This window comes from Sphingomonas sp. DC4900 (assembly GCF_049896485.1).
Taxonomy (GTDB): Bacteria; Pseudomonadota; Alphaproteobacteria; order Sphingomonadales; family Sphingomonadaceae; genus Sphingomonas; species Sphingomonas aquatilis.
Genome location: NZ_JAFCUK010000003.1, coordinates 316,904 through 340,300 on the forward strand (window position 1 = coordinate 316,904; position 23,397 = coordinate 340,300).

The window sequence follows — 23,397 nt, forward strand, 5'->3', positions numbered from 1 at the left end:
CCGCCCTATCACCGCCGATCGGCAGGTCGCAGCATCGACCAAAAGCGCGGGCCGTCGCGTCCGACGCGCCATTCGTCGGTCATTACAAAGCCCACGCTCGCGTAGAAGCCCAGATTACGTTCGGTCGCGGTCTCCAGATAGCAGGGCGTTCGCCCGGCCGCCCGCTCCAACCCGGCCACCAGCGCACGGCGACCAAAGCCCCTGCCCTGCGCCGCGGGATCGCATCCGGCGATGTGCAGATACCAGAAGTCGCCCTGCGGCATATGCGCCTCTACCGCGCCGCTGACCTGCAAGGCGCGTGGTATGGCCGTCCCCAGGGCGTCCGCGAAGGGTATCAGATGGCGGACGATCTCGCCCCACCCCATGGCGGCCCGTCCCGGCCCACGCCACAGCGTCGCCGCCTCGCCGCCCTCGCTCACCAGCCGCATCCCCGCAGCACCGTCGCTGTCATACAGCAGCCTGAACAGCCGCGGCAGCTGCCGCGCCCGCGCCGCCGGATCGGGAAAGATATATCCGAACGCCGGATCGTCCTGAAAGGCGCGCGCCAGCATGCCGGCAACCGCACTCCGATCGCGTCCCGTCGCAAGCCGCATGACGTCAGGGCACCACTGTCGTGAACAGATAGGCGGCGAAGATGACGAGGTGGACGACCCCCTGCAAGATCGTCGTCCGCCCGGTCCCGAGCGAAATCGTCGTCACGAACAGCGACAGCGCCAGCAGCGTCATCGCCTTGGCGCCGATGCCGAGCGCCAGCGGCAACCCCAGCACCAGACTGACGATCGCGACTGCGGGGATCGTCAGGCCGATCGTCGCCAGCGCCGATCCCAGCGCCAGGTTCAGGCTGGTCTGCAACCGGTCGCGCCGCGCCGCATTGAACGCCGCGAGGCTTTCGGGCGCCAGCACCAGCCCCGCAATCATCACGCCGACCACGGCGAGCGGCAGGCCCGCTGAGATCACCGCCTGTTCGATCTTCGCCGACAGCCCCTTGGCGAGCAACACGACGACGACCAGCGCGACGAGCAGGACGCCGAACGCCGCCCATGCGGTCTGGTCGCTGGGCGGCGCGACATGCGCCTCCGGCTCGACATCGCCCGCGGGCAGGAAATAGTCGCGGTGCCGCACCGTCTGCACCAGCACGAACGTGCCGTAGAGGACGAGGCTGACCACCGCGACGAAGATCAGCTGCGAGGGGGCATAGGTCGGCCCCGCCGCACTGGTCGTGTAATTGGGCAGGATCAGCGACAGGACGGTCAGTGCCGCCAGCGTCGCCAGCGCTGCGCTGATCCCGCGCAGCGTGAAGCGTTGCTCGCCGTGCATCACCCCGCCGGTCAGCAGGCACAGCCCGATGATGAAGGTCAGGATGATCATGATCGCGGCGAACACCGTGTCGCGCGCCAGCGCGGACACGTCGCCCGATCCCGACACCATCAGCGACACGATCAGCGATACCTCGATCACCGTCACCGCGACCGCCAGCACCAACGTGCCAAAGGGTTCGCCGACGCGGTGCGCGACGACTTCGGCCTGATGCACCGCCGATACGACCGCCCCGATCAGGATCACCGCCGCGGCGATCAGCCCGATCGTCCCCATGGCATACAGCGACACAAGCACCGCCGGCACGCCCACGATCGGAAACGCCAGCGACCACAGGGGCAAGCCCAGCCACCCCTTGCCACCATGCGCCACCGTGCCGTCGTTCGCTGCCCCTGCCACGTCTGTCATCGCCTCCCAGATCGTTACGCAAGGCCAATGCTCCAGCGCCGCGAAAGCTCCCCATGACGAGGCCCTCGCGAGGGACGGCTTCACTTACCGCTGCTCTAGGTTGCACCTCGCGATCGGAGGCAATTGCGCGCCCGACCCGCGCTATCGGGACAGGCAGCTCAACACGGCGACGGAGGAGACCGGCCATATCGCGATGATGGCGACCGCTGCCGTCCTCAACCGCGACACGGTGCCTACCGCGCTACACGATCACTTGCCCATAACGATCAGAAGCGCTGGAAACAGGTTCTGTAGGATGTGAACCGAGGCGACGATGGCCATGGCGCGCCAGGCGCCGTGGGGGCGCCACGTGACGTAGAGCGTCGAGAAGATCAGGAACGGCCACCAGATCACCACGCCCCACCAGGGTGAGGACAGGCTGTGCGCGATGCCCCACAGCAAGGCACTGGCGATTACCGCATGCCATGGCCGCAGGAAGCGGAGCAGCAGGCTGAGGACGCCGGCCATAATCAGCGTCTCGACCACGGGGCTGAAGAGCGCGATCAGGAACAGCTTGGTGGCACCAGAGACGTCGCCGAAGTCGGGGCCGCTATTGTCGGGCGCGATACGGGCGACGATCCAGCCGATCAGCGTGCTGCCAGCGATCGTCAGCAGCCAGCCGACCAGGATCGCCAACCACGGCCGTTCGTCGCGAAACAGCACGCGTGGCAGGATCGCGAGCGGCCCCGCACCGCCGCGCCAGCCGGGGCTCTGGGCCGGTGCCGTTTCGATCCGGGTTCCTACCACGCATTGCTCCTGTGTCGTCGGCGCCGGTTATGGCGGACGGGGCGTTAACGACGCGTGTGGGCGGCGGGTCCTTGGGGGGCGCGACATAGCCATCCCCGCCTCGTCACCCCGGACTGGTTCCGGGGTCCACCGAGCCGCAAGGCTGCCGATAGAGCCGCTGGCCTTCCCCCTCGCCGCGGAGTGGACCCCGGACCAAGTCCGGGGTGACGCCGTGGGGAGGCAGCCCTCGCCCGACACACGCAACTGCTCACAATCTCTAACGAAAAAGGGCGCCACTTTCGCGACGCCCCTTCCCTTGCCGTCTCACAATCTTACGCCGCCGCGCCGGCGCCGTCCTTCTTCTTTTCGGCATAGACGCGGATCGGTTCCTTGCGGCCCTCGATCACGTCCTTGTCGATCATCACCTCGTCGACGCCGTCCATGCCGGGCAGGTCGAACATCGTGTCGAGCAATATGCCCTCCAGGATCGACCGCAGGCCGCGGGCGCCGGTCTTGCGCTCGATGCCCTTCTTGGCGACCGCAACGAGTGCATCGTCGGTGAAGCCCAGTTCCACCTGCTCCATCTCGAACAGCTTCTGGTACTGCTTCACCAGCGCGTTCTTCGGCTCCTTCAGGATCTTGACCAAAGCCTCGACATCGAGGTCTTCCAGCGTCGCGATCACCGGCAGACGGCCGACGAATTCGGGGATAAGGCCGAACTTGAGCAGATCTTCCGGCTCGGTCTGACGCAGATACTCGCCGGTCCGCTTTTCCTCCGGCGCGGCGACATAGGCACCGAAGCCGATCGACTTGCCCTGCAGGCGGTCGCCGATGATCTTTTCGAGGCCGCTAAACGCGCCGCCGCAGATGAACAGAATGTTCGTCGTGTCGACCTGCAGGAATTCCTGCTGCGGATGTTTGCGGCCACCCTGCGGCGGCACGCTGGCGGTCGTGCCTTCCATCAGCTTGAGCAACGCCTGCTGCACGCCCTCACCCGACACGTCGCGCGTGATCGACGGATTCTCGGCCTTGCGGCTGATCTTATCGATTTCGTCGATATAGACGATGCCGCGCTGCGCCCGCTCGACGTTGTAATCGGAGGCCTGAAGCAGCTTGAGGATGATGTTTTCGACGTCCTCGCCGACATAGCCCGCTTCGGTCAGCGTCGTCGCGTCGGCCATGGTGAACGGCACGTCGAGGATGCGCGCCAGCGTCTGCGCGAGCAGCGTCTTGCCGCAGCCGGTCGGGCCGACGAGCAGGATGTTCGACTTGGCGAGCTCGACGTCGGCGCCCTTCGCACCGTGGTTCAGGCGCTTGTAATGGTTGTGGACCGCCACCGACAGGACGCGCTTCGCCTGCTTCTGGCCGATGACGTAATCGTCGAGGACGTTGCAGATTTCCTGGGGCGTGGGGACGCCGCCGTCCTTCTTGCTGACGAGTGCCGACTTCGTCTCTTCACGGATGATGTCGTTGCACAGCTCGACGCACTCGTCGCAGATGAACACGGTCGGTCCCGCGATGAGCTTGCGCACCTCGTGCTGCGACTTGCCGCAGAACGAGCAATAGAGGGTGCTCTTCGAGTCGCCACCGCTCAATTTCGTCATTCACACTTCCTTGTCGCGGGGCTTTCCCCGCTGGTGAGGCCGGTCATGGTAGACCGGCCGGTACGCATATCACAACGTCGAAAAGTCACTAAAGTCACGCCCAGGCGTGTTCTCAGGCCGCTTGGGCGACGTCTTCGGCCGGGGTCGGACGCTTGTCGAACACCTCGTCGACAAGGCCGAACTCCTTGGCTTCATTGGCTTCCAGGAACGTGTCGCGGTCCATGCGACGCTCGATCTCCTCGAGCGGCTGACCGGTGTACTGCGCGTACAGGTCGTTCATCCGCTTGCGGATACGCAGGATTTCCTTGGCCTGGATTTCGATGTCGCTGGCCATGCCCTGCGCGCCGCCCGACGGCTGGTGGATCATGATCCGGGCGTTGGTGAGCGCGACGCGCATGCCCGGCTCACCGCTGGCGAGCAGGAAGCTGCCCATCGACGCCGCCTGACCGATGCACACCGTGCCGACGCGCGGACGGATATACTGCATCGTGTCGTGGATCGCCATGCCCGCCGTGACGACACCGCCCGGCGAGTTGATGTACATGAAGATGTCCTTCTTCGGGTTCTCGGACTCGAGGAAGAGCAGCTGCGCGGTGATCAGGCTGGCCATGCCGTCCTCGACACCGCCGGTGACGAAGATGATCCGCTCGCGCAGCAGGCGGCTGAAGATGTCGAACGAGCGTTCGCCGCGGTTCGACTGTTCGATCACGATCGGCACGAGGCCAGCCTGGGTCTGCTGCAAGCCAAGGCCTGCGCGCCCCAGATGGTTCGCGAAATCGCCGGTCTCGAACGGATTGTGCATGAAAGTCTCTCTTATGCCCTTGAGGCCGCCAACATCGGCGCTCGCGCGGGGGAGTTCAAGCCCCGCTTTGGGGCGCCTTGTGTCCCAGATAGGCAAGGCGGCGCACCTCACGCCGGCCGCGCACCACCGTGTCGAGGATCAGCCCCGCAAAGCCGCACAGCGCGGCGATGATCATCAGCCCGGTGATGAGGACCGCGGTGGGGAAACGCGGCACCAGATGCGTGTGCATGTACGTGATCGCCAGCGGTACGCCGAGCACGATCGCCACCGCCGCAAACAATGCGCCGATCGCGCCGAAGAACAGCAACGGCCGTTCGATCCGGTAGAGGGTCAGGATGGTGTTGAGGATGCGGAAGCCGTCGCCATAGGTGCTGAGCTTCGACGCCGACCCTTCCGGACGCGCATAATAGGGCGTTTCGATCTCGGCACAGGGCATCTTGAGTTCGAGCGCGTGGACGCTGATCTCGGTCTCGATCTCGAAGCCCGACGACAGGGACGGGAAGCTTTTGACGAACCGACGCGAAAAGACACGATAGCCCGATAAGATGTCGGTGAAGCTGCGCCCGAACAGGCGCGCCAGCATGCCGGTGAGCAGCGCATTGCCGAAGCGATGGCCCCGGCGATAGCTTTCCTGCACCTGGCTGACGCGGCTGCCGACGATCATGTCGCATTGCTCGGACAGCAGCCGCGCGACCAGCGCCGGTGCCGAGGCCGCGTCATAGGTCGCGTCCCCATCGGCCATCACATAGACGTCGGCATCGATGTCCGCGAACATCCGGCGGACGACATTGCCCTTGCCCTGGATGCGCTCGGTGCGCACGACCGCGCCAGCCTCACGCGCGACGGCGATCGTCGCGTCGGTGGAATTGTTGTCGTAGACGTAGATGGTCGCATCCGGCAGCGCGGCGCGAAAGCCGGCCACCGTCTGTCCGATCGCGGCGGCCTCGTTGTAACAGGGCAGCAGGACTGCGATCGTCGGCTGCGTCACGATGCTCATGCCTCCACCCTCACGGAGCCGTATACCCAGATACTCGTCATCCCGGCGGACGCCGGGATCCATGGATACGGAACATCGGGAGCGGGTCCACCGCCAGCCGCGCGCGTCCATGGATCCCGGCGTTCGCCGGGATGACGAAGAAGGGAAGAGGGCCGCAGCCCCCTCCCCCGATCATGATCAGCCTTCGGTCTTCGCCGCGGCCTTCTTCGCGCGCGGCTTCTTCGCCGGCGCGTCGGCGGCTTCCGTGCCCTCGGCGGCTTCGGCCGCTTCCGGCGACGATTCGGTCACCGCGGTTTCGGCCTCGACCGGAGCGGCGGCCTTCTTGGCGCGCGGCTTCTTGGCGGGAGCCGCCTCGTCACCGGCAGGCGCTTCGACCGCGCCGGCGTCTTCGCCCTTGGCGGCCGGCTTCTTCGCCGCGGCCTTCTTGGCGGGCTTGGCTTCGCCGCCTTCGTCCTTGGCACCCGCGTCGGCCTTCTTCGCCGACTTGCGCGGCTTGTGGTTGTCGTGGTCGTGGCTGTGCGTGCCGGTCGCGAAGCCGTCTTCGCTCTCGATCGCGGCTTCCAGCTCTTCGCGGGTCGCGTCGCGATCGGTCACTTCGGCCTTGCCGAACAGGAAGTCGACGACCTTGTCCTCATACAGCGGCGCACGCAGCTGGGCGGCCGCCATCGGCTCCTGCTGGATATACTGGATGAAGCGACGCTGGTCCTCGCCGCGATACTGCTGCGCGGCCTGACCGATCAGGCGGTTCATTTCCTGCTGGGTCACTTCGACGCCATTCGCCTGGCCGATTTCCGACAGCAGCAGGCCCAGGCGCACGCGGCGCTCGGCGATCTTGCGGTAATCGTCGCGCTCGGCTTCCATCTCGGCCATCGCCGCGGCGGGGTCTTCCTCGTGCGTCGCTTCATGCTCCAGCTGCTGCCAGATCTGCGCGAACTCGGCTTCGACCATCGACGGCGGCACTTCGAAGTCGTGACCCTCGGCGAGCTGGTCGAGCAGCTTGCGCTTCATGTGCGTGCGGGTGAGGCCGTTATGCTCCTGCTCGATCTGACCCTTGATCAGGCCACGCAGCTGCTCGAGGCTCTCGAGGCCGAGGTTCTTGGCCAGATCCTCGTCGATCTTGCTTTCGCCAGCGACCTGGATCTTCTTGACGGTGATGTCGAACGTCGCGGGCTGGCCGGCGAGTTCCTTGGCGCCATAGTCTTCCGGGAAGGTGACGTTGAGCGTCTTTTCCTCGCCCAGCTTCACGCCGACGAGCTGATCCTCGAAGCCCGGGATCAGGCGACCCGAGCCGAGCTCGACGCCCATGTCGGTGCCGGTGCCGCCGTCGAACGCAACGCCGTCGCTGGTCTTGCCGACGAAGTCGACGGTGACGAGGTCGCCCATCTCGGCCGCCTTGTCCTCGGCCGCATCGTCCCACTTCTTCGACTGGTCGGCGAACTTCTGCAGCTGCTCGTCCACCGCTTCATCGGCGACGGGGACGGTCAGACGCTCCAGCTTCAGCGCGTCGATCGCCGGGGTCGGCACGGCAGGCAGCACTTCCATCTCGACGGTGACGACGGCGTCCTTGCCCGGCGCATAATCGTCGTTCAGCGCGACCGAGGGCTGCATCGCGGGGCGCAGCTGCTTGTCGGCGATCAGCGACTGTACGCCTTCCTGGATCGCGCTGTTGAGCGCGTCGGCGGCCAGCGCCTCGCCGTGCATCTTGCGCACCAGGTTCACGGGCACCTTGCCGGGACGGAAGCCGGGCATCTTCACCTGCGGCGCGACGCGCTTCACTTCGGCATCGACCTTGGCATCGATGTCCTTCGGCGTGATGGTCAGCGTGTAGGTGCGCTTCAGGCCCTCGTTCAACGTCTCGACAGTCTGCATATCCGGCCTTCAATCTTGAGAAATCTGACGAAAAATCTTTAGCTGCCGTCCCGCGCTCGGAGCGGCGGGACTGGTGCGGGCGAAGGGACTCGAACCCCCACATCTTGCGATGGCAGGACCTAAACCTGCTGCGTCTACCAATTCCGCCACGCCCGCACGAAGGACCCGCCGATAGGAATCCCATCGAAGCGGTACTTCGAAGGGCAATCCCTTGGGCGCGCGTCTATACCAGCACGGCGCGTGCAAGCAAGGGGCGCCGCAACCCGCTGGGCTGCGGGACGTTTGGCCGGGTGAAGGAGAGTGTCACCATGGCCACCCAGCCCCCACCCGAAACGCCCGCCCAGCCCAGCCAGCCGGTCCAGCCGAGCGCACCGCCGCCCGAAATCACGCCGCCGACGCCCGACGTCGACATCCCCTCGCCCACCACGCCCGCCGGCGATCCCGGCACGTCGCAGCCGGCGGAGATCTGATATGACCGATCGGCACAACGACACGGTCGAGGCGCTGCCGGACGACGCGCCCGAGAACAATCCCGACGCGTTGCGGGCGGATACGCGCAAGGACGAGCGCAGCGATATCGAACAGGCGGTCGAAGCACGCGCCGATGCGGTCGCGCGCGGCGAAGGCGGCCCGGAACCGGTGCGCTTCACGGACACCGGCGAGTTCGACGGCAACAGCGGTACTGGCGGCGAGGTCAAGAACCAGGACCTGACGCAGCAATAAGGCAACTGGGGCGGTCGACATTCCGACCGCCCCTTCGTCAGGTCACCGCCCCCGCCTCAAGGCTTGACCGCAATCGCCACCGGCACCCGCCGCGCGGTGATGACCTTCACCGCCGCCACAGGCACCTCGCCCTTGAACGATCCCTGGATCGTCGCGGTCGGCGATACGGGTGCGTCCATGATCTTCGTCACCACATCCATCCCTTCGACCACGTGACCGAAGGCGGCATAGCCCAGATTGTCGCCCGGTTTCGACGGATCGGCGTCAGGCGAGGCGCGCTGATCGCCGACGCTGATGGTAAAGTCTCCGCGCGCGGTGCCGGGCGCGAACCGCGCGACCGACAAGGCACCATCGGTGTGATGCAGCCCGGTCTGCGTCGTGGGCTCATGCTTGATCGGCGGAAGCACGCGCTTGGGATCGCCGTTGGCGCCGAACTGAACGAAGCCGAATTTGTCCGCGACCTTGACCGCACGGTAGAAGACGACGCCGTCCAGCCGCTTGCCGTCGACATATTTCAGGAAATTGCCGGCCGTGATCGGCGCGGCCCGCGTATCGGCTTCGATGACGATACGGCCCGCGGTGGTGTCGAGCGCGACGCGGGGGAGCGGCGTGGAGGGTGACGGCATCTGCTGGGCCGCGCCCGGCATCGCCATCAGTGCAAACGCCACGCAGGCGAGCCTCTTCATTTCCATGCCCCTGTCCTCGTCGAACACATCGCGACGTTACGCAGAATCCTGCGTCATTGCGAGCACAGCGAAGCAATCCAGAGCCGGACCAAGACGCCCTGGATTGCGTCGCTCCGCTCGCAATGACGAAGAACTGGCGGATACGATCTCACTGGCGGGTGCAGATCAGGCGAAGTGCTCGATCCCCTCGCCGGCCACCGCCACCCAGGCCAGCTTGCTCTCTTCGAAGATGGACAGCGTCGGGGTCGGCGCATCGTCATCGGCAAAGGCGCCGATCGGGATTGCCGGCATGTCCTCATAGCCTTCGTTGACGAACATCACGGTGGCACCGCAGCTCGGACACCAGCGAAACCAAGCACGACGACCGCTGTCGCCAACGCGCTCCCATGTCTGGAACGCGCCTGCCAGAGTCACCGCCTCGGCGGGAAAGCGCGCCTGCGCGGAGAAGGCGCCGCCGGTCAGCCGCCGGCACCCGCGGCAATGGCACACCGACACCCGCACCGGATCGCCCGTGCAGGTCGCGGACAATTGTCCGCACCGGCACCGGGCGACCCGCTCGATCATCAGCCGGCGAGCGCCTTTTTGAGCAGTTCGTTGACGACGCCCGGATTGGCCTTGCCGCCCATCGCCTTCATCGTCTGGCCGACGAAGAAGCCGAACAGCGCCTCCTTGCCGCCGCGATACTGTTCCAGCTGGCCGGGGTTCTTCGCCAGCACCTCGGCGATCACCGCCTCGATCGCGCCGGTGTCGCTCGTCTGCTTGAGCCCACGGTCCTCGACGATCTTGGCCGGCGCCTCGCCCGTTTCCAGCATCACCTCGAACACCTGCTTCGCCAGGCTGCCCGACAGCGTCCCGTCGGCGACCAGTGCCAGCAGTTCGGCCGCCTGGGTCGGCGACACCGGCGATTCGGCGATGCCCTTGCCGACGCGATTGAGCGCGCCGAACAGCTCCGACGTCGTCCAGTTCGCCGCCGCGACCGGCTTCGCGCCCGCGTCGAGCAGTGCGTCGAACCAGCGCGCCGCCTCGACTTCGGCGGTCAGCACGCCCGCCTGATAGGGCGAGATGCCGGCGGCTTCGTAGCGCGCACGCTTGGCGTCGGGCAGCTCGGGCAGGCTGGCGCGGCAGTCCGCCAGGAACGCCTCGTCCAGCTCCAGCGGCAGCAGGTCGGGATCGGGGAAATAGCGGTAATCGTGCGCGTCTTCCTTGGACCGCATCGACCGCGTCGTGCCGGTGTCCGGATTGAACAGCCGCGTTTCCTGCACGATCGTGCCGCCGCTCTCGAGCACCTCGACCTGGCGCAGCGCCTCATGCTCGATCGCCTGCATCACGAAGCGCACCGAATTGACGTTCTTCGTCTCGGTGCGCGTGCCGAATTCGTCGCCCGGCTTGCGGACCGAGACGTTGACGTCGGCGCGCATCGACCCCTGATCCATATTGCCGTCGCAGCTGCCGACATAGCGCAGGATCGAGCGCAGCTTGGTGAGATACGCCCCCGCTTCGGCCGGCGAACGCATGTCCGGCCGGCTGACGATCTCCATCAGCGCGACGCCCGAACGGTTGAGGTCGACATACGACCGCGTCGGATGCTGGTCGTGCATCAGCTTGCCCGCGTCCTGCTCGACGTGGATGCGCTCGACGCCGATCGTCTTGGTCGCGTCCGGATTCTTGTCGTCCGGCGCGATCTCCACCGCGCCCTCGCCGACCAGAGGATGGTAGAGCTGGCTGATCTGATAGCCCTGCGGCAGATCGGCGTAGAAATAGTTTTTCCGGTCGAACCGCGACCACGTATTGATCTGCGCGTCGATCGCCATGCCGGTGCGCACCGCCTGGCGGATGCACTCCATGTTCGGCACCGGCAGCATGCCCGGCATCGCTGCGTCGACCAGGCTGACCTGCGTGTTCGGCTCCGCGCCGAAGGCGGTCGCGGCGCCCGAGAACAATTTGGCGTTGGACGTGACCTGGGCGTGGACTTCCAGGCCGATCACGACCTCCCATTCGCCGGTGGCGCCCTGGATGCGATAGTCGCTCATGTTCGATTCCGATGATGAAGATAGTTGATCGCGGTCAGCGCGACGTTGCTGCCGAGCAGCGCGACGACCCAGCAGCCGGCCAGGATGCGCAGGATTGCGCCCTCAAAGCGCAGCACCGTGCCTTCGTGATGCGCGAAGACCGCGGCGATCAGCGCCAGGATCAGGAAGATCGCGCTCAGCCGGAATTCGCCGCGCAGGATCAGGCTGTTGCCGACCGACAACCCCAGGATGAACACCGCCAGCGCGATGAAGAACCGCGCGAGCACGTGGTGATCGAACGGATGGTTGTCGATCTCGGCGAGCGAAATACCGACATAGGCGCTGAGGATCGCCCCGAACGCGACGTTGAGCGCGGCCTGCGCCTCGCGCAGCATCGCGACGTTGCGTGTCGTGAAGGTCCGGTCGGTTACCACCACGATCCCGGCCGCGCGACGAAGCCCGCACGCTCCTCGATCGCGAGCCCTGCGTTCAGCACGCCCTGCTCGTCCAGCGCCTTGCCGATGATCTGCAAGCCCAGCGGCAGGCCGTCCTTGTCGAGCCCGCCCGGCACGCTCATCGCCGGCAGGCCCGCGAGGCTCGACGGCACGGTGAACACGTCGTTGAGGTACATCGCCAGCGGATCGGCCGACTTGTCGCCCAGCGCGAACGCCGCCGACGGCGCGGTCGGTGCCAGCAGCACGTCGCACTGCTGCCACGCCCGCTCGAAGTCGCGCGCGATCAGCGTCCGCACCTTCTGCGCCTGCGTGTAATAGGCATCGTAGAAACCGGCCGACAGCACATAGGTGCCGATCATGATCCGGCGCTTCACCTCGGCGCCGAAGCCCGCGGCGCGCGTCGCGGCATACATGTCCTGCAGCCCCGCGCCCTCCGGCAGGTCGCGCAGGCCGTAGCGCACGCCATCATAGCGCGCGAGGTTCGACGACGCTTCCGCCGGCGCGATGATGTAATAGGCCGGCAGCGCGTACTTGGTGTGGGGCAGCGACACCTCGACGATCTCGGCACCCGCATCCTTCAGCCAGTCGATCCCGGCCTGCCACAACGCCTCGATCTCGGCAGGCATGCCGTCGACGCGATATTCCTTGGGGATGCCGATGCGCTTGCCGGCGAGGTTGCCGGTCAGCCCCTGCTCCCACTTCGGCACGTCGAGCTGCAGCGAGGTCGCGTCCTTCGCGTCAAAGCCCGCCATCGCTTCCAGCATGATCGCGCAGTCGCGCACGTCGCGCGCCATCGGCCCGGCCTGGTCGAGCGAGCTGGCGAAGGCGATCGTGCCCCAGCGCGAACACCGGCCATAGGTCGGCTTGATCCCGCTGATGCCGGTGAAGGCGGCAGGCTGGCGGATCGACCCGCCGGTGTCGGTGCCTGTCGCACCCGGGCACAGCCCCGCCGCGACCGCCGCGGAGCTGCCGCCCGACGATCCGCCGGGGGCGAGCGGCGCGTCGCTGCCCGGCTTGCGCCACGGCGACACGACATTGCCGAACGCGCTGGTCTCGTTCGACGATCCCATCGCGAACTGGTCCATGTTCAGCTTGCCGAGCATGCCCGCACCCGCGTCCCACAGGTTCTGCGACACGGTCGATTCATAGGTCGGCGTGAAGCCTTCCAGGATGTGGCTCGCCGCGGTGGTGGCTACGCCCTTCGTGCAGAACAGATCCTTCATGCCGATCGGCACGCCGGCCAGCGGCTTCAGCGTCTCGCCAGCGGCACGCGCGGCATCGGCGGCCTTGGCAGCGGCGATCGCATGGTCGGGCGTTTCGACCAGGAACGCGTTGAGCGGCTTGGCCTTGGCCACCTTCACCACGAAGGCATCGGCAACCTCGACCGCGGAAAAGCTGCCGGCGCGCACGCCGTCGCGGATCGCGGCGATGCCCAGATCGGTCAGGTCGGTCATTATTCGATCACCTTGGGAACGGTAAAGAAGCCGTGCTCCGCCTGGGGGGCATTGGCCATCAGGTCGTCACGGATGCCGCCGCCGGTCAGCGGATCGGCGTTCACCACGTCGTCGCGCAGGCGCAGCGTGTTGGGGATGACCGCGGTCATCGGCTCGACCCCGGCGGTATCGACCTCGCCCAGTTGCTCGATCCAGCCGAGCAGGTTGCTGAGTTCGGGTGCGAGGCGGCCGGCGTCCTCGTCGGTGATCGCAATGCGCGCGAGCGCGGCGACCTTCTTTACGGTGGCGGTGTCTACGGACATGCCGATGCGGCTACACCAAGCCCGCGCTGCGGCGCAACAGCTTCGGTTGCGGACGGATCGACCCGCCGCCCCTCGTTCGTGCTGAGCCTGTCGAAGCACGGGGTTCCACAGGCGACTCCAGTGCTTGCGGCCACCCGCCCTTCGACAGGCTCAGGGCGAACGGATAACGGGTACTCTATCCCTGTGCGGCGACATACTCCTCCACGGACCGCATACCGGCGCTCCCGCCGTCGATCCCCAGCTTCTTCAGCCGCAACGCCACCTCTTCACCGATCTTCTTCTCGGTTGCGTCGCGCTGTTCGGGCGGCATCGCCTTCAGATCGTCCTCGGTGATCTTCATCTCCTTCATCACCTGCCGCCGCATCCGCTCGGCCGGCGTCATCTTCCCTTCCTTGCGGAAGGCCTCCAGCGCCGCGTCGAGTTTGGCGCTGCCGGTCGCGGACGAGGGCGTCGACGACGCTAGCGTGGTCGCGCCCGCGGGCCGATCGCTCTTCATCTGGAAACGTTGCAGGGCTGCGGTCGCCGATTGCAGGTACGGAATGATTCCGGTTTCGTGCCGTGCCCGCGCGTTGGCGATCTGATCGTCCGCCACGGCGAACCAGTCCGTCGCCCGATCTATCGGCACCGACTCTCCTGACGGGCCCATCGGCCTTGCCTGCATCGCCAGATGCACAATGTCGCCGAATTTCACTGCCCCGCTCATCACGAGATGACCCGTCGCGATACGCAGCTCGCGCGGCGTCATGGCAGTAAAATCGTACCGCCCTTCTGGCAGCCCCTGCGCCGCGCTGACGTTGCGCGCCCCCTCCGCATAGTAGGCTTCGTAATCGGCCTGGCTGTGTTCGACATTGCTGTAATCGAGGTCGAACGCCGCGACCGCCGCGGCGGCACTGGTCCGGCTGTCCTGGCCCCTTGCCGGGGCCGACGCCTGGGTCGTCAGCACGGCCTCGAAATCCCCACCGCTTGCGACGGTACGCGGCACGGCGATCGTCCGATCGGCTCTGGTCACGGCAGCAATCATCATGGTCCATCCCCCCCCGGTGACGTCGCATCCCGTCTACGCCGGAATGATGAACAAACCGTACCGTTTCGGACCGAATGCCGGTCCCACCACCCTGCATTGCTCCGCCGCCCCGCATCGGGCAGAGCACGCCCATCGAACCGGGAGCCTCGCTTGGCGCGCAAATTTCTCTATGTCTTCGCCGTCCTGATCGCGCTCGTGATCGCCGGGGCGATCGCCTATCGCCTTGCGGGCAACCGCATCCTGCGCATGGCGCTGGTGCCGTCCGAGACGTTCCAGGCGCAGGCGAGCGTCGATCCGCGCGTCTACGCAGAGCGTAAGATGTGGATCGCCCGGCCCGACATTCCCGGCAATCCCGCGCGGTGGACGCCCGCCGGCTACACCCCCGCCGCCGCCGGGCAGGCCAGGGCCGCGGTCTTCTTCATCCACCCCACCTCGTACATCGGCCGCGCGCACTGGAACGCCGCGCTCGACGATGCCGAGACCAACGCCCGCGCCGCGATCTTCCTGCGCGGCCAGGCGAGCGCGTTCAACGACAGCGCCGACATCTGGGCACCGCGCTATCGCCAGGCGACATTCGGGGCGTTCCTGACCAGCGAGGCCAGCGCCACTCAGGCGCTCGACCTCGCCTATCGCGACGTCGCCGCCGCCTTCGACGCCTTCGTGCACCAAGTCGACCCCAAGCGCCCGATCATCCTCTCCGGGCACAGCCAGGGCGCGCTCCACCTCACCCGGCTGCTGCGCGAAAAGATCGCCGGCACGCCGATCGCGCGCCGGATCGTCGCGGCCTATGTCGTCGGCTGGCCGGTGTCGAAGACGACCGACCTCGCCGCGCTCGGCCTGCCCGAATGCAGCCGCCCCGATCAGGCCCGCTGCCTGCTGTCGTGGCAGAGCTTTGCCGAGCCCGCCGACCCGTCGCTCATCACCGACCTTTACGACACGACGACCGGCTTCGACGGCCGCCCGCGCAAGGGCACTCCGATGGTCTGTACCAACCCGTTGACCGGCACCGCAGGTGCCGCCGCGCCGGCCAGCGCCAACCGCGGCACGCTCTACCCAAGCGCCGACCTCAGCACGGCGACGATCCAGCCGGGCAAGGTGCCCGCGCGCTGCGACCCGCGCGGTGTCCTGCTGATCGGCACGCCGCCGGACGTGGGGGGTTACGTCCTCCCCGGCAACAATTACCACGTCTACGACTACAGCCTGTTCTGGGCCAATGTCCGCGCCGACGCCGCGCGCCGCCTCGCCGCGTTCGGAGCCGCCGCATGATCACCCTCGACCGCACCGATTTCCGCGCGGCCTTGCCGCAGGGTGGTCGCCTGATCGGGCTCGATCTCGGCACCAAGACGATCGGCACGGCGCTGTGCGACGCCGGCTGGAGCTTCGCGAGCCCCGCGGACCTTATCCGCCGCACCAAGTTCACCGCGGACAAGGCCGCGATCGCCAAGCTGATCGCCGCCCAGCACGTCCGCGGCATCGTGCTCGGCCTGCCGCTCAACCTCGACGGGACGGAAAGCCCGCGCAGCCAGTCGACCCGCGCCTTCGCGCGCAACTGCGCCGATCTCGCCCTCCCCATCCTGCTGTGGGACGAACGCTGGAGCACGGTGGCGGTCGAACGCACGATGATCGAACAGGATATGAGCCGCGCGAAACGCGCCGAACGGATCGACAATCTCGCCGCCGCGCACATCCTGCAGGCGGCGATCGATGCCTTGGTGATGGTGCGGGCGCCGACGAACTGATCGATCCGACGACCGCCGCCAAAACTCCTCCCCCGCCAGGGGGAGGTGGCGCGGCGAAGCCGTGACGGAGGGGGAGGTAAGGACGCCGATCGGTACGACGCGCGCATGAACCTCCCCCTCCGTCAGCGCTCGCGCGCTGCCACCTCCCCCTGGCGGGGGAGGACTGATCGGCGCAGCACCCTTTTTGTAATCGACTGAGCCGATCCAACTTATCGAAACGATCCCCGGGACCCTCCGCGTCCTTACCGCGTTGCAGCATAAGGGAAACGTTCCGTGGGACGTCCCTCACCTATCTCCATTCCAAAGGTTTCCATCATGCCCACCGCCACCCAGGGCTATGCCGCCCAGGCTGCCGACACACCGCTCGCGCCCTTCAGCTTCGAACGCCGCGATCCCGGTGCCAAGGACGTCGCGATCGACATCCTGTATTGCGGCGTCTGCCATTCCGATCTCCACACCGCGCGCGGCGAGTGGGACGGGACGCTCTACCCCTGCGTCCCCGGCCACGAGATCGTCGGCCGCGTCACCGCGGTCGGCAGCGAGGTGACGAAGTTCAAGGTCGGCGACATCGCCGGCGTCGGCTGCATGGTCGACAGCTGCGGCCACTGCCCCTCGTGCAACGATGGCGAGGAGCAATATTGCGAGACGACGGGCTTCGTCGGCACCTACAATGGCCCGGACGAGGTGATGGGCGGCCACACCTTCGGCGGCTATTCCGACCATATCGTCGTGACCGAGGATTTCGTCCTCCACATCGGCCATGACGAGAAGGACCTCGCCGCGGTCGCGCCGCTGCTCTGCGCCGGCATCACCACCTATTCGCCGCTGCATCACTGGAAGGTCGGGCCGGGCCAGAAGGTCGGCATCGTGGGTCTCGGCGGCCTCGGCCATATGGGCGTCAAGATCGCCGCGGCGATGGGTGCGGAGGTCTATGTCTTCTCGACCTCGCCGGGCAAGCGCGACGACGCCAAGCGCCTCGGCGCCAAGGACCTGATCGTTTCGAAAGACGCCGACCAGATGGCCGCGCACGAGGGCTCGTTCGACTTTATCCTGAACACGGTCGCCGCTCCCCACGACCTCGACGCGCTGCTCGTCCAGTTGAAGCGCGACGGCACGATGTGCCTTGTCGGCGTGCCCGCGGAGCCGCACCCGGCGCCGTCGGTCGGCAACCTCGTCTTCCGCCGCCGCGCGCTGGCCGGTTCGCTGATCGGCGGGATCAAGGAGACGCAGGAGATGCTCGACTTCTGCAAGGAGCATGGTCTGACCAGCGATGTCGAGATGATCCGCATGGAGCAGATCGACGAGGCTTACGAGCGGATGGTGAAGGGCGACGTCAAGTATCGTTTCGTCATCGACATGGCGACGCTGAAGGCTGCCGCCTGAACCGCGTCGCCCGCCCGTCCGGTTCGTGCCGGACGGGCGGTTTGGGCTAGCGCTCTACGCCGGCACCATAAGGGCGGACCGCCAGCTGTTCGTGCATGCGCGCAGGCTGGTCGAGCCAGAAGGGCGCGAGCTTGGCGCTGTCGACGCGCTCGACGCCGACGGCGAACCCGCGCGCACTCTGCCCGGCGATGCCTGCGCCGGCATCGTACAGCGCGTTGACCGCGACGACGGGGACGAACAACGTCCGGCCGCCTGCGGTGAGCGGGACGATATCCGCTCGCGCCTGCGCGACGACCAGACGGATCCGCCGCTCCTCGCCGGGGCCCAGCGCGAAGGGCGGGGTCGCAGGGCGGACGACGGGCTGGTCGAACACCGGCGCGATCTCGTCGCCCTGCCCCGGTGTCGCACCGATCAGCGCCGCGCCGATGCGGATCGCCTGAGCTGGCGCGCTGCCGTCGTTCCGGACGACCAGCTCGGCCTCCACCGTCGCGCTGAGCAGATTCAGGCCGGCGCGGCGCGGGTGAAGGCTCAGCGACAACCGCCCGCGATCCCCGACGGGTGCGGATGGCGGCGCAGGTGCGGGCGTCGGCGGCGTGGCGGGTGACGCAGCCGGCGTGCGCGGCCGGACCGGTTGCGGTTTCGGAATGGGCGCAGGCGCAGCAGGGGTGATCGGCTCATCCGCGGCGTCGGCGCGGCGGCGACGCCACCACCAGGCCCCTGCCCCACCGAGACCCAACGCCACTGCCAGCCCGATCAGCCAGCCGTAACCGGAACCGCTATCCGGTACGGTCGCCGGTACGGTCGTGGCTGCGGGCGACGGCGTAACGGCCTCGACCGGCGTGGGCGATGCTGTGGAAGTCGCGGTCGCCGTTGGGGTCGGGGTCGGCGCCGCTATCGCAGTCGGCGTGGCGGCCGGCGTTGGCGATGCGGTCGCCCGCGGCGTCGGGGTCGCTGTAACACGCGGCGTCGGCGTCGGTGTGGCACGCGGGGTCACGCGCGGTGTCGGCGTCGCCCGCGGGGATGCCGTGGGGGTCGGCAAGGGCGCGATGACCGGAGCCGGCGTCGGGCTTGGCGTGGGCGTCGGCTGCGAGGGCGGCAGGCTGAAATTGTCCAGCCCCGGCAACGTCTGCGCCGCCGAGCCATTGCCGGTCTGCGCGGCGGCCGGAGCGATCGTCGGCGCGATGGCGGTCGCCATCAGGAAGGGGATCGTGCGCCGACGCACACCCCGGAAACTCGTCATCGGTGCGGAACTCTTCCAAAGATAAGCCCCCGCTCCTGCGGCATGCAGCGACGACCGCCAGTCGCGCTGCGACGAACCGCCCCGCCAAGGCGACCGGCCGAACCGGCAACCAAGCTGCAGCTCGTGTTGGATCGCTGTTGGACGTCCGCCCTTTGACAGCATCCAACACCGCGCCTATATGAGCGGCTCACCACAGCTTTTCGGGACATGAAGCGCCGTCGCGCAGCGCTTCGTACGGATAGAGGGTTGCGGTTTCAGACGCCAAAGGCCGACGCAGTATCATGCGATCGGCTTTTTTGCGTCGCTTCGTGCGTCCGGTCCGGGGATTTCCGGGCACGACATTTCGGCGGGACCCATCCGGGTCTCGCCAGCGACTTGAGGACAGATAACGCTCATGGCCACCAAGGCGATCCAGGGCAGCACCGCCAAGCGGCGCATCCGCAAGATCTTCGGGGATATCCACGAAGTCATTCAGATGCCGAACCTGATCGAGGTTCAGCGCGAAAGCTATGAGCAGTTCCTGCGCTCCGACAAGTCGACGGGCCACGTCTCGGGTCTGGAAAAGACGCTGCGCAGCGTCTTCCCGATCCAGGATTTCGCCGGCACCGCCTATCTCGACTTCGACGATTACGTCCTCGAACCGCCGAAGTTCGACGTCGAGGAATGCCGCCAGCGTGGCATCACCTATGCCGCGCCGATGCGCGTCACGCTGCGCCTGACCGCGTTCGAGGTCGATCCCGATACCGAAGCCAAGTCGGTCATCGATATCAAGGAGCAGGACGTCTACATGGGCGACATGCCCCTGATGACGGAGAACGGCACCTTCTTCATCAACGGCACCGAGCGCGTCATCGTCAGCCAGATGCACCGCTCGCCGGGCGTGCTGTTCGACCATGACCGTGGCAAGACGCATGCGAGCGGCAAGTATCTCTTCGCCGCGCGCGTGATCCCGTATCGCGGCTCGTGGCTGGACTTCGAGTTCGACGCCAAGGACATCGTCAACGTCCGTATCGACCGCAAGCGCAAGCTGCCGGTGACGGCGCTACTCTATGCGCTGGGCATGACCAGCGAGGACATCCTCAACCACTTCTACAACCGCGTGACCTACGTCCGCGGCGAAGGCGGCTGGCGCATTCCGTTCGCGGCCGAGAACTGGCGTGGCGTGAAGCCGCTGTTCGACATCGTCGACGCCTCGTCGGGCGAAGTCGTATTCGCGGCGCAGCAGAAGATCAGCCCCCGCGCAGCCAACAAGGCAGCCAAGGACGGCCTGACCGAGTTGCTGATCCCGACTGAGGAAATCTACGGCCGCTATTCGGCCTATGACCTGATCAACGAAGCGACCGGCGAGATTTACGTCGAGGCGGGTGACGAAATCGGCGCCGAAAACCTCGAAAAGCTCGACAAGGCGGGCATCGACCGCATCGAACTGCTCGACATCGACCATGTGTCGACCGGCGCGTGGATCCGCAACACGCTGAAGGCTGACAAGGCCGAAGAGCGCGAGCAGGCCTTGAGCGACATCTACCGCGTCATGCGCCCTGGCGAACCGCCGACGCTGGAAACCGCCGAAGCGCTGTTCGCCGGCCTGTTCTTCGATCCCGATCGCTACGACCTGTCGGCCGTGGGTCGCGTCAAGCTGAACATGCGCCTGGACCTCGACTGCCCGGACACGGTGACGACGCTGCGCACCGAGGATATCCTCGCCGTTGTGAAGACGCTGGTCGACCTGAAGGACGGCAAGGGCGAGATCGACGACATCGACAATCTCGGCAACCGCCGTGTGCGGTCTGTGGGCGAGCTGCTGGAGAACCAGTATCGCGTCGGCCTGCTGCGCATGGAGCGTGCGGTCAAGGAGCGTATGTCCTCCGTCGACGTCTCGACCGTGATGCCGAACGACCTGATCAACGCCAAGCCCGCGGTTGCCGCGGTGCGCGAGTTCTTCGGCTCGTCGCAGCTGTCGCAGTTCATGGACCAGACCAACCCGCTGTCCGAAGTGACGCACAAGCGTCGCGTCTCGGCGCTCGGGCCGGGCGGTCTGACGCGTGAGCGTGCGGGCTTCGAAGTCCGCGACGTTCACCCGACGCATTATGGCCGCATCTGCCCGATCGAAACGCCGGAAGGCCCGAACATCGGTCTGATCAACAGCCTCGCCTCCTTCAGCCGCGTCAACAAGTATGGCTTCATCGAAACGCCGTACCGCAAGATCATCGACGGCAAGGTGACCGACGACGTCGTCTATCTGTCGGCGATGGAAGAGGCCAAGCACACGATCGCGCAGGCCTCGGCCGAGCTGAAGGACGACGGCAGCTTCGCCGAAGACCTCGTCTCGGCACGTCAGGCGGGCGAGTTCCTGATGGCGCTGCCGGAAACGATCACGCTGATGGACGTCAGCCCGAAGCAGCTCGTTTCGGTCGCCGCGTCGCTCATTCCGTTCCTGGAAAACGACGACGCCAACCGCGCGCTCATGGGCTCGAACATGCAGCGTCAGGCCGTGCCGCTGGTGAAGGCGGAAGCGCCCTTCGTCGGCACCGGCATGGAAGAGACCGTTGCGCGCGATTCGGGCGCGGCGATCGCCGCCAAGCGTGCGGGTATCGTCGACCAGGTCGACGCCAGCCGCATCGTCGTGCGCGCCACCGGTGACGTGGACGCGGGCAAGTCGGGCGTCGACATCTACACGCTGATGAAGTTCCAGCGCTCGAACCAGTCGACCTGCATCAACCAGCGTCCGCTGGTGAAGGTGGGCGACGTGGTCAACGCCGGCGACGTCATCGCCGACGGCCCCTCGACCGAGTTCGGCGAACTGGCGCTGGGCCGCAACGCCCTCGTCGCGTTCATGCCCTGGAACGGCTACAACTATGAGGACTCGATCCTCATCAGCGAGCGGATCGTGAAGGACGACGTGTTCACGTCGATCCACATCGACGAGTTCGAGGTGATGGCGCGCGATACGAAGCTCGGGCCGGAAGACATCACCCGCGACATCCCGAACGTCGGCGAGGAAGCGCTGCGCAACCTCGACGAGGCGGGCATCGTCTACGTCGGTGCCGAGGTCGAGCCGGGCGACATCCTGGTCGGCAAGATCACGCCGAAGGGCGAAAGCCCGATGACGCCGGAAGAGAAGCTGCTCCGCGCGATCTTCGGTGAAAAGGCGTCGGACGTGCGCGACACCTCGCTGCGCCTGCCGCCGGGCGTTGCCGGTACGATCGTCGACGTCCGCGTCTTCAATCGCCACGGCATCGACAAGGACGAGCGCGCGATGGCGATTGAGCGCGAGGAGATCGAGCGCCTGAAGAAGGACTCGGACGACGAGCGTACGATCCTCAACCGGGCGACGTGGAGTCGCCTGCGCGAGATGCTGCTGGATCAGGTCGCGACCGCGGCGCCGAAGGGCGTCAAGAAGGGCTCGACCATCGACATGGACCTGCTTGACAGCGTCGACCGCCACGAATGGTGGAAGTTCGCCGTGCAGGACGACGCGGTCCAGTCGAACCTAGAAGCCGTCAAGCAGCAGTATGACGAAGCAGCCAAGCGGATCACGGACAAGTTCCATGACCGTCGCGAGAAGCTGGAGCGGGGCGACGAGCTGCCGCCGGGCGTGCTCAAGATGGTCAAGGTCTTCGTCGCGGTGAAGCGCAAGCTGCAGCCGGGCGACAAGATGGCCGGCCGTCACGGCAACAAGGGCGTCATCAGCCGCATCCTGCCGCAGGAGGACATGCCCTTCCTCGCGGACGGTACGCCGGTCGATCTCGTGCTGAACCCGCTGGGCGTGCCGTCGCGCATGAACGTCGGTCAGATCTTCGAAACCCACCTCGGCTGGGCGGCCCGCAACCTCGGTATGCAGGTCGCGGCGCAGCTCGAAGAGTGGCGTGAGGCCAATCCGGACGCCAAGGCGGGCGACATGCCCGACGCGGTCAAGACGCGCCTCGTCGAAGTCTATGGCGATCATTATGCCGAAGACATCCAGAGCCGCGAGCCGGAAGAGATCGCCGAGCTGGTGAAGAACATCCGCACCGGCGTGCCGATGGGCACCCCCGTGTTCGACGGCGCGCGCGAAAGCGACGTGTCGGCGATGCTGGAGCTGGCGGGTCTCGACACGTCGGGCCAGTCGGAGCTGTTCGACGGCCGCACCGGCGACAAGTTCGACCGGCGCGTGACCGTGGGCATCATCTATATGCTGAAGCTGCACCACCTGGTCGACGACAAGATCCACGCCCGGTCGATCGGGCCGTACAGCCTCGTCACCCAGCAGCCGCTGGGCGGTAAGGCGCAGTTCGGCGGCCAGCGCTTCGGCGAAATGGAGGTCTGGGCGCTGCAGGCGTATGGCGCTGCCTATACGCTGCAGGAGATGCTGACGGTGAAGTCGGACGACGTCGTCGGCCGCACCAAGGTCTACGAGGCGATCGTCAAGGGCGACGACACCTTCGAGGCCGGCATCCCCGAGAGCTTCAACGTGCTCGTCAAGGAAATGCGCTCGCTGGGCCTCAACGTCGACCTCAAGTCCATGCAGGACCTGGAAGACGAAGGCGGCCTCGCCGAGGCGGCGGAGTAAAGCCACGGCCTTCCCTCTCCCGGCGGGAGAGGGAGGGAGGCGCGAAACGCGCCGGAAGGGTGAGGGCAGCG

Annotated in this window: 21 protein-coding genes and 1 tRNA gene; 6 read left to right on the forward strand and 16 right to left on the reverse strand. The window is 66.9% G+C overall.

Annotated elements, in window-relative coordinates; genetic code table 11:
* Positions 1 to 8: 8 nt before the first annotated feature.
* From ACP690_RS06075 to ACP690_RS06110, 8 genes are all read right to left on the reverse strand, one after another.
* A complete protein-coding gene (locus tag ACP690_RS06075; protein ID WP_426260351.1) occupies positions 9 to 593 on the reverse strand; it encodes a GNAT family N-acetyltransferase in 585 nt (194 codons plus the stop codon).
* A gap of 4 nt (positions 594 to 597) precedes the next feature.
* Positions 598 to 1,725 carry a calcium:proton antiporter gene (locus tag ACP690_RS06080; RefSeq protein ID WP_063688295.1) on the reverse strand — a complete coding sequence of 376 codons (1,128 nt, stop codon included), beginning with the start codon at positions 1,723 to 1,725 and terminating at the stop codon, positions 598 to 600.
* A gap of 249 nt (positions 1,726 to 1,974) precedes the next feature.
* Positions 1,975 to 2,511 (reverse strand): hypothetical protein, encoded by a 537-nt coding sequence (locus tag ACP690_RS06085; protein ID WP_294285151.1) that lies wholly within the window; start codon positions 2,509 to 2,511, stop codon positions 1,975 to 1,977.
* 311 nt (positions 2,512 to 2,822) lie between these two features.
* Positions 2,823 to 4,094 (reverse strand): ATP-dependent Clp protease ATP-binding subunit ClpX, encoded by a 1,272-nt coding sequence (clpX, locus tag ACP690_RS06090; protein ID WP_017978154.1) that lies wholly within the window; start codon positions 4,092 to 4,094, stop codon positions 2,823 to 2,825.
* Positions 4,095 to 4,206: 112 nt separating this feature from the next.
* Positions 4,207 to 4,896, reverse strand: coding sequence for an ATP-dependent Clp protease proteolytic subunit (locus tag ACP690_RS06095; protein ID WP_017978153.1), 690 nt, complete (start codon positions 4,894 to 4,896; stop codon positions 4,207 to 4,209).
* A gap of 55 nt (positions 4,897 to 4,951) precedes the next feature.
* Positions 4,952 to 5,893 (reverse strand): glycosyltransferase family 2 protein, encoded by a 942-nt coding sequence (locus ACP690_RS06100; protein WP_426260350.1) that lies wholly within the window; start codon positions 5,891 to 5,893, stop codon positions 4,952 to 4,954.
* A gap of 177 nt (positions 5,894 to 6,070) precedes the next feature.
* Positions 6,071 to 7,762 carry a trigger factor gene (gene tig / locus ACP690_RS06105; protein ID WP_063688289.1) on the reverse strand — a complete coding sequence of 564 codons (1,692 nt, stop codon included), beginning with the start codon at positions 7,760 to 7,762 and terminating at the stop codon, positions 6,071 to 6,073.
* Between the two features lie 71 nt (positions 7,763 to 7,833).
* Positions 7,834 to 7,918, reverse strand: a tRNA-Leu gene (locus ACP690_RS06110).
* A gap of 152 nt (positions 7,919 to 8,070) precedes the next feature.
* Between ACP690_RS06110 and ACP690_RS06115 the strand changes: the two genes are divergently transcribed.
* Positions 8,071 to 8,232 carry a hypothetical protein gene (locus ACP690_RS06115; RefSeq protein ID WP_017978150.1) on the forward strand — a complete coding sequence of 54 codons (162 nt, stop codon included), beginning with the start codon at positions 8,071 to 8,073 and terminating at the stop codon, positions 8,230 to 8,232.
* Between the two features lies 1 nt (position 8,233).
* Positions 8,234 to 8,485, forward strand: coding sequence for a hypothetical protein (locus ACP690_RS06120; RefSeq protein ID WP_295560800.1), 252 nt, complete (start codon positions 8,234 to 8,236; stop codon positions 8,483 to 8,485).
* 56 nt (positions 8,486 to 8,541) lie between these two features.
* On the opposite strand, the gene ACP690_RS06125 is transcribed toward ACP690_RS06120, so the two are convergent.
* The 7 genes from ACP690_RS06125 to ACP690_RS06155 all read right to left on the reverse strand — a co-directional run bounded on the left by ACP690_RS06125 (position 8,542) and on the right by ACP690_RS06155 (position 14,415).
* Positions 8,542 to 9,177 (reverse strand): peptidylprolyl isomerase, encoded by a 636-nt coding sequence (locus ACP690_RS06125; RefSeq protein ID WP_426289601.1) that lies wholly within the window; start codon positions 9,175 to 9,177, stop codon positions 8,542 to 8,544.
* Positions 9,178 to 9,336: 159 nt separating this feature from the next.
* Complete coding sequence (locus tag ACP690_RS06130; RefSeq protein ID WP_426260349.1) at positions 9,337 to 9,735, reverse strand: GFA family protein; 399 nt, start codon at positions 9,733 to 9,735, stop codon at positions 9,337 to 9,339.
* The gene (gene gatB, locus ACP690_RS06135; RefSeq protein ID WP_063688283.1) at positions 9,735 to 11,201 is read right to left on the reverse strand and encodes an Asp-tRNA(Asn)/Glu-tRNA(Gln) amidotransferase subunit GatB; all 1,467 of its coding nucleotides are present in this window, start codon (positions 11,199 to 11,201) and stop codon (positions 9,735 to 9,737) included. The genes ACP690_RS06130 and gatB overlap by 1 nt, the downstream gene beginning before the upstream one ends.
* Positions 11,198 to 11,617: a hypothetical protein gene (locus ACP690_RS06140; protein ID WP_043059948.1), complete on the reverse strand. Its 420-nt coding sequence runs from the start codon at positions 11,615 to 11,617 to the stop codon at positions 11,198 to 11,200. The genes gatB and ACP690_RS06140 overlap by 4 nt, the downstream gene beginning before the upstream one ends.
* Positions 11,608 to 13,089, reverse strand: a complete 1,482-nt coding sequence (gatA, locus tag ACP690_RS06145) for an Asp-tRNA(Asn)/Glu-tRNA(Gln) amidotransferase subunit GatA (protein WP_426260348.1) — start codon at positions 13,087 to 13,089, stop codon at positions 11,608 to 11,610. The genes ACP690_RS06140 and gatA overlap by 10 nt, the downstream gene beginning before the upstream one ends.
* Positions 13,089 to 13,391 carry an Asp-tRNA(Asn)/Glu-tRNA(Gln) amidotransferase subunit GatC gene (gatC, locus tag ACP690_RS06150; RefSeq protein WP_017978143.1) on the reverse strand — a complete coding sequence of 101 codons (303 nt, stop codon included), beginning with the start codon at positions 13,389 to 13,391 and terminating at the stop codon, positions 13,089 to 13,091. The genes gatA and gatC overlap by 1 nt, the downstream gene beginning before the upstream one ends.
* Positions 13,392 to 13,566: 175 nt before the next feature.
* Positions 13,567 to 14,415, reverse strand: coding sequence for a hypothetical protein (locus tag ACP690_RS06155; protein ID WP_426289604.1), 849 nt, complete (start codon positions 14,413 to 14,415; stop codon positions 13,567 to 13,569).
* Between the two features lie 150 nt (positions 14,416 to 14,565).
* Between ACP690_RS06155 and ACP690_RS06160 the strand changes: the two genes are divergently transcribed.
* The 3 genes from ACP690_RS06160 to ACP690_RS06170 all read left to right on the forward strand — a co-directional run bounded on the left by ACP690_RS06160 (position 14,566) and on the right by ACP690_RS06170 (position 17,537).
* Positions 14,566 to 15,681, forward strand: a complete 1,116-nt coding sequence (locus ACP690_RS06160) for a DUF3089 domain-containing protein (RefSeq protein ID WP_426260346.1) — start codon at positions 14,566 to 14,568, stop codon at positions 15,679 to 15,681.
* Entirely contained in the window at positions 15,678 to 16,154 is a 477-nt protein-coding gene (gene ruvX / locus ACP690_RS06165) for a Holliday junction resolvase RuvX (protein ID WP_426260345.1), read from the forward strand. Before ACP690_RS06160 ends, ruvX begins: the two co-directional genes overlap by 4 nt.
* A gap of 315 nt (positions 16,155 to 16,469) precedes the next feature.
* Entirely contained in the window at positions 16,470 to 17,537 is a 1,068-nt protein-coding gene (locus ACP690_RS06170) for an NAD(P)-dependent alcohol dehydrogenase (RefSeq protein ID WP_426260344.1), read from the forward strand.
* 46 nt (positions 17,538 to 17,583) lie between these two features.
* Here ACP690_RS06170 and ACP690_RS06175 read toward each other — a convergent pair whose 3' ends face one another.
* On the reverse strand, positions 17,584 to 18,777 hold the full coding sequence (locus tag ACP690_RS06175) for a hypothetical protein (RefSeq protein ID WP_426260343.1): 1,194 nt from the start codon (positions 18,775 to 18,777) through the stop codon (positions 17,584 to 17,586).
* 394 nt (positions 18,778 to 19,171) lie between these two features.
* On the opposite strand from ACP690_RS06175, the gene rpoB reads away from it, so the two are divergent.
* Positions 19,172 to 23,326 (forward strand): DNA-directed RNA polymerase subunit beta, encoded by a 4,155-nt coding sequence (rpoB, locus tag ACP690_RS06180; protein ID WP_017978136.1) that lies wholly within the window; start codon positions 19,172 to 19,174, stop codon positions 23,324 to 23,326.
* The last annotated feature ends 71 nt before the right edge of the window (positions 23,327 to 23,397 follow it).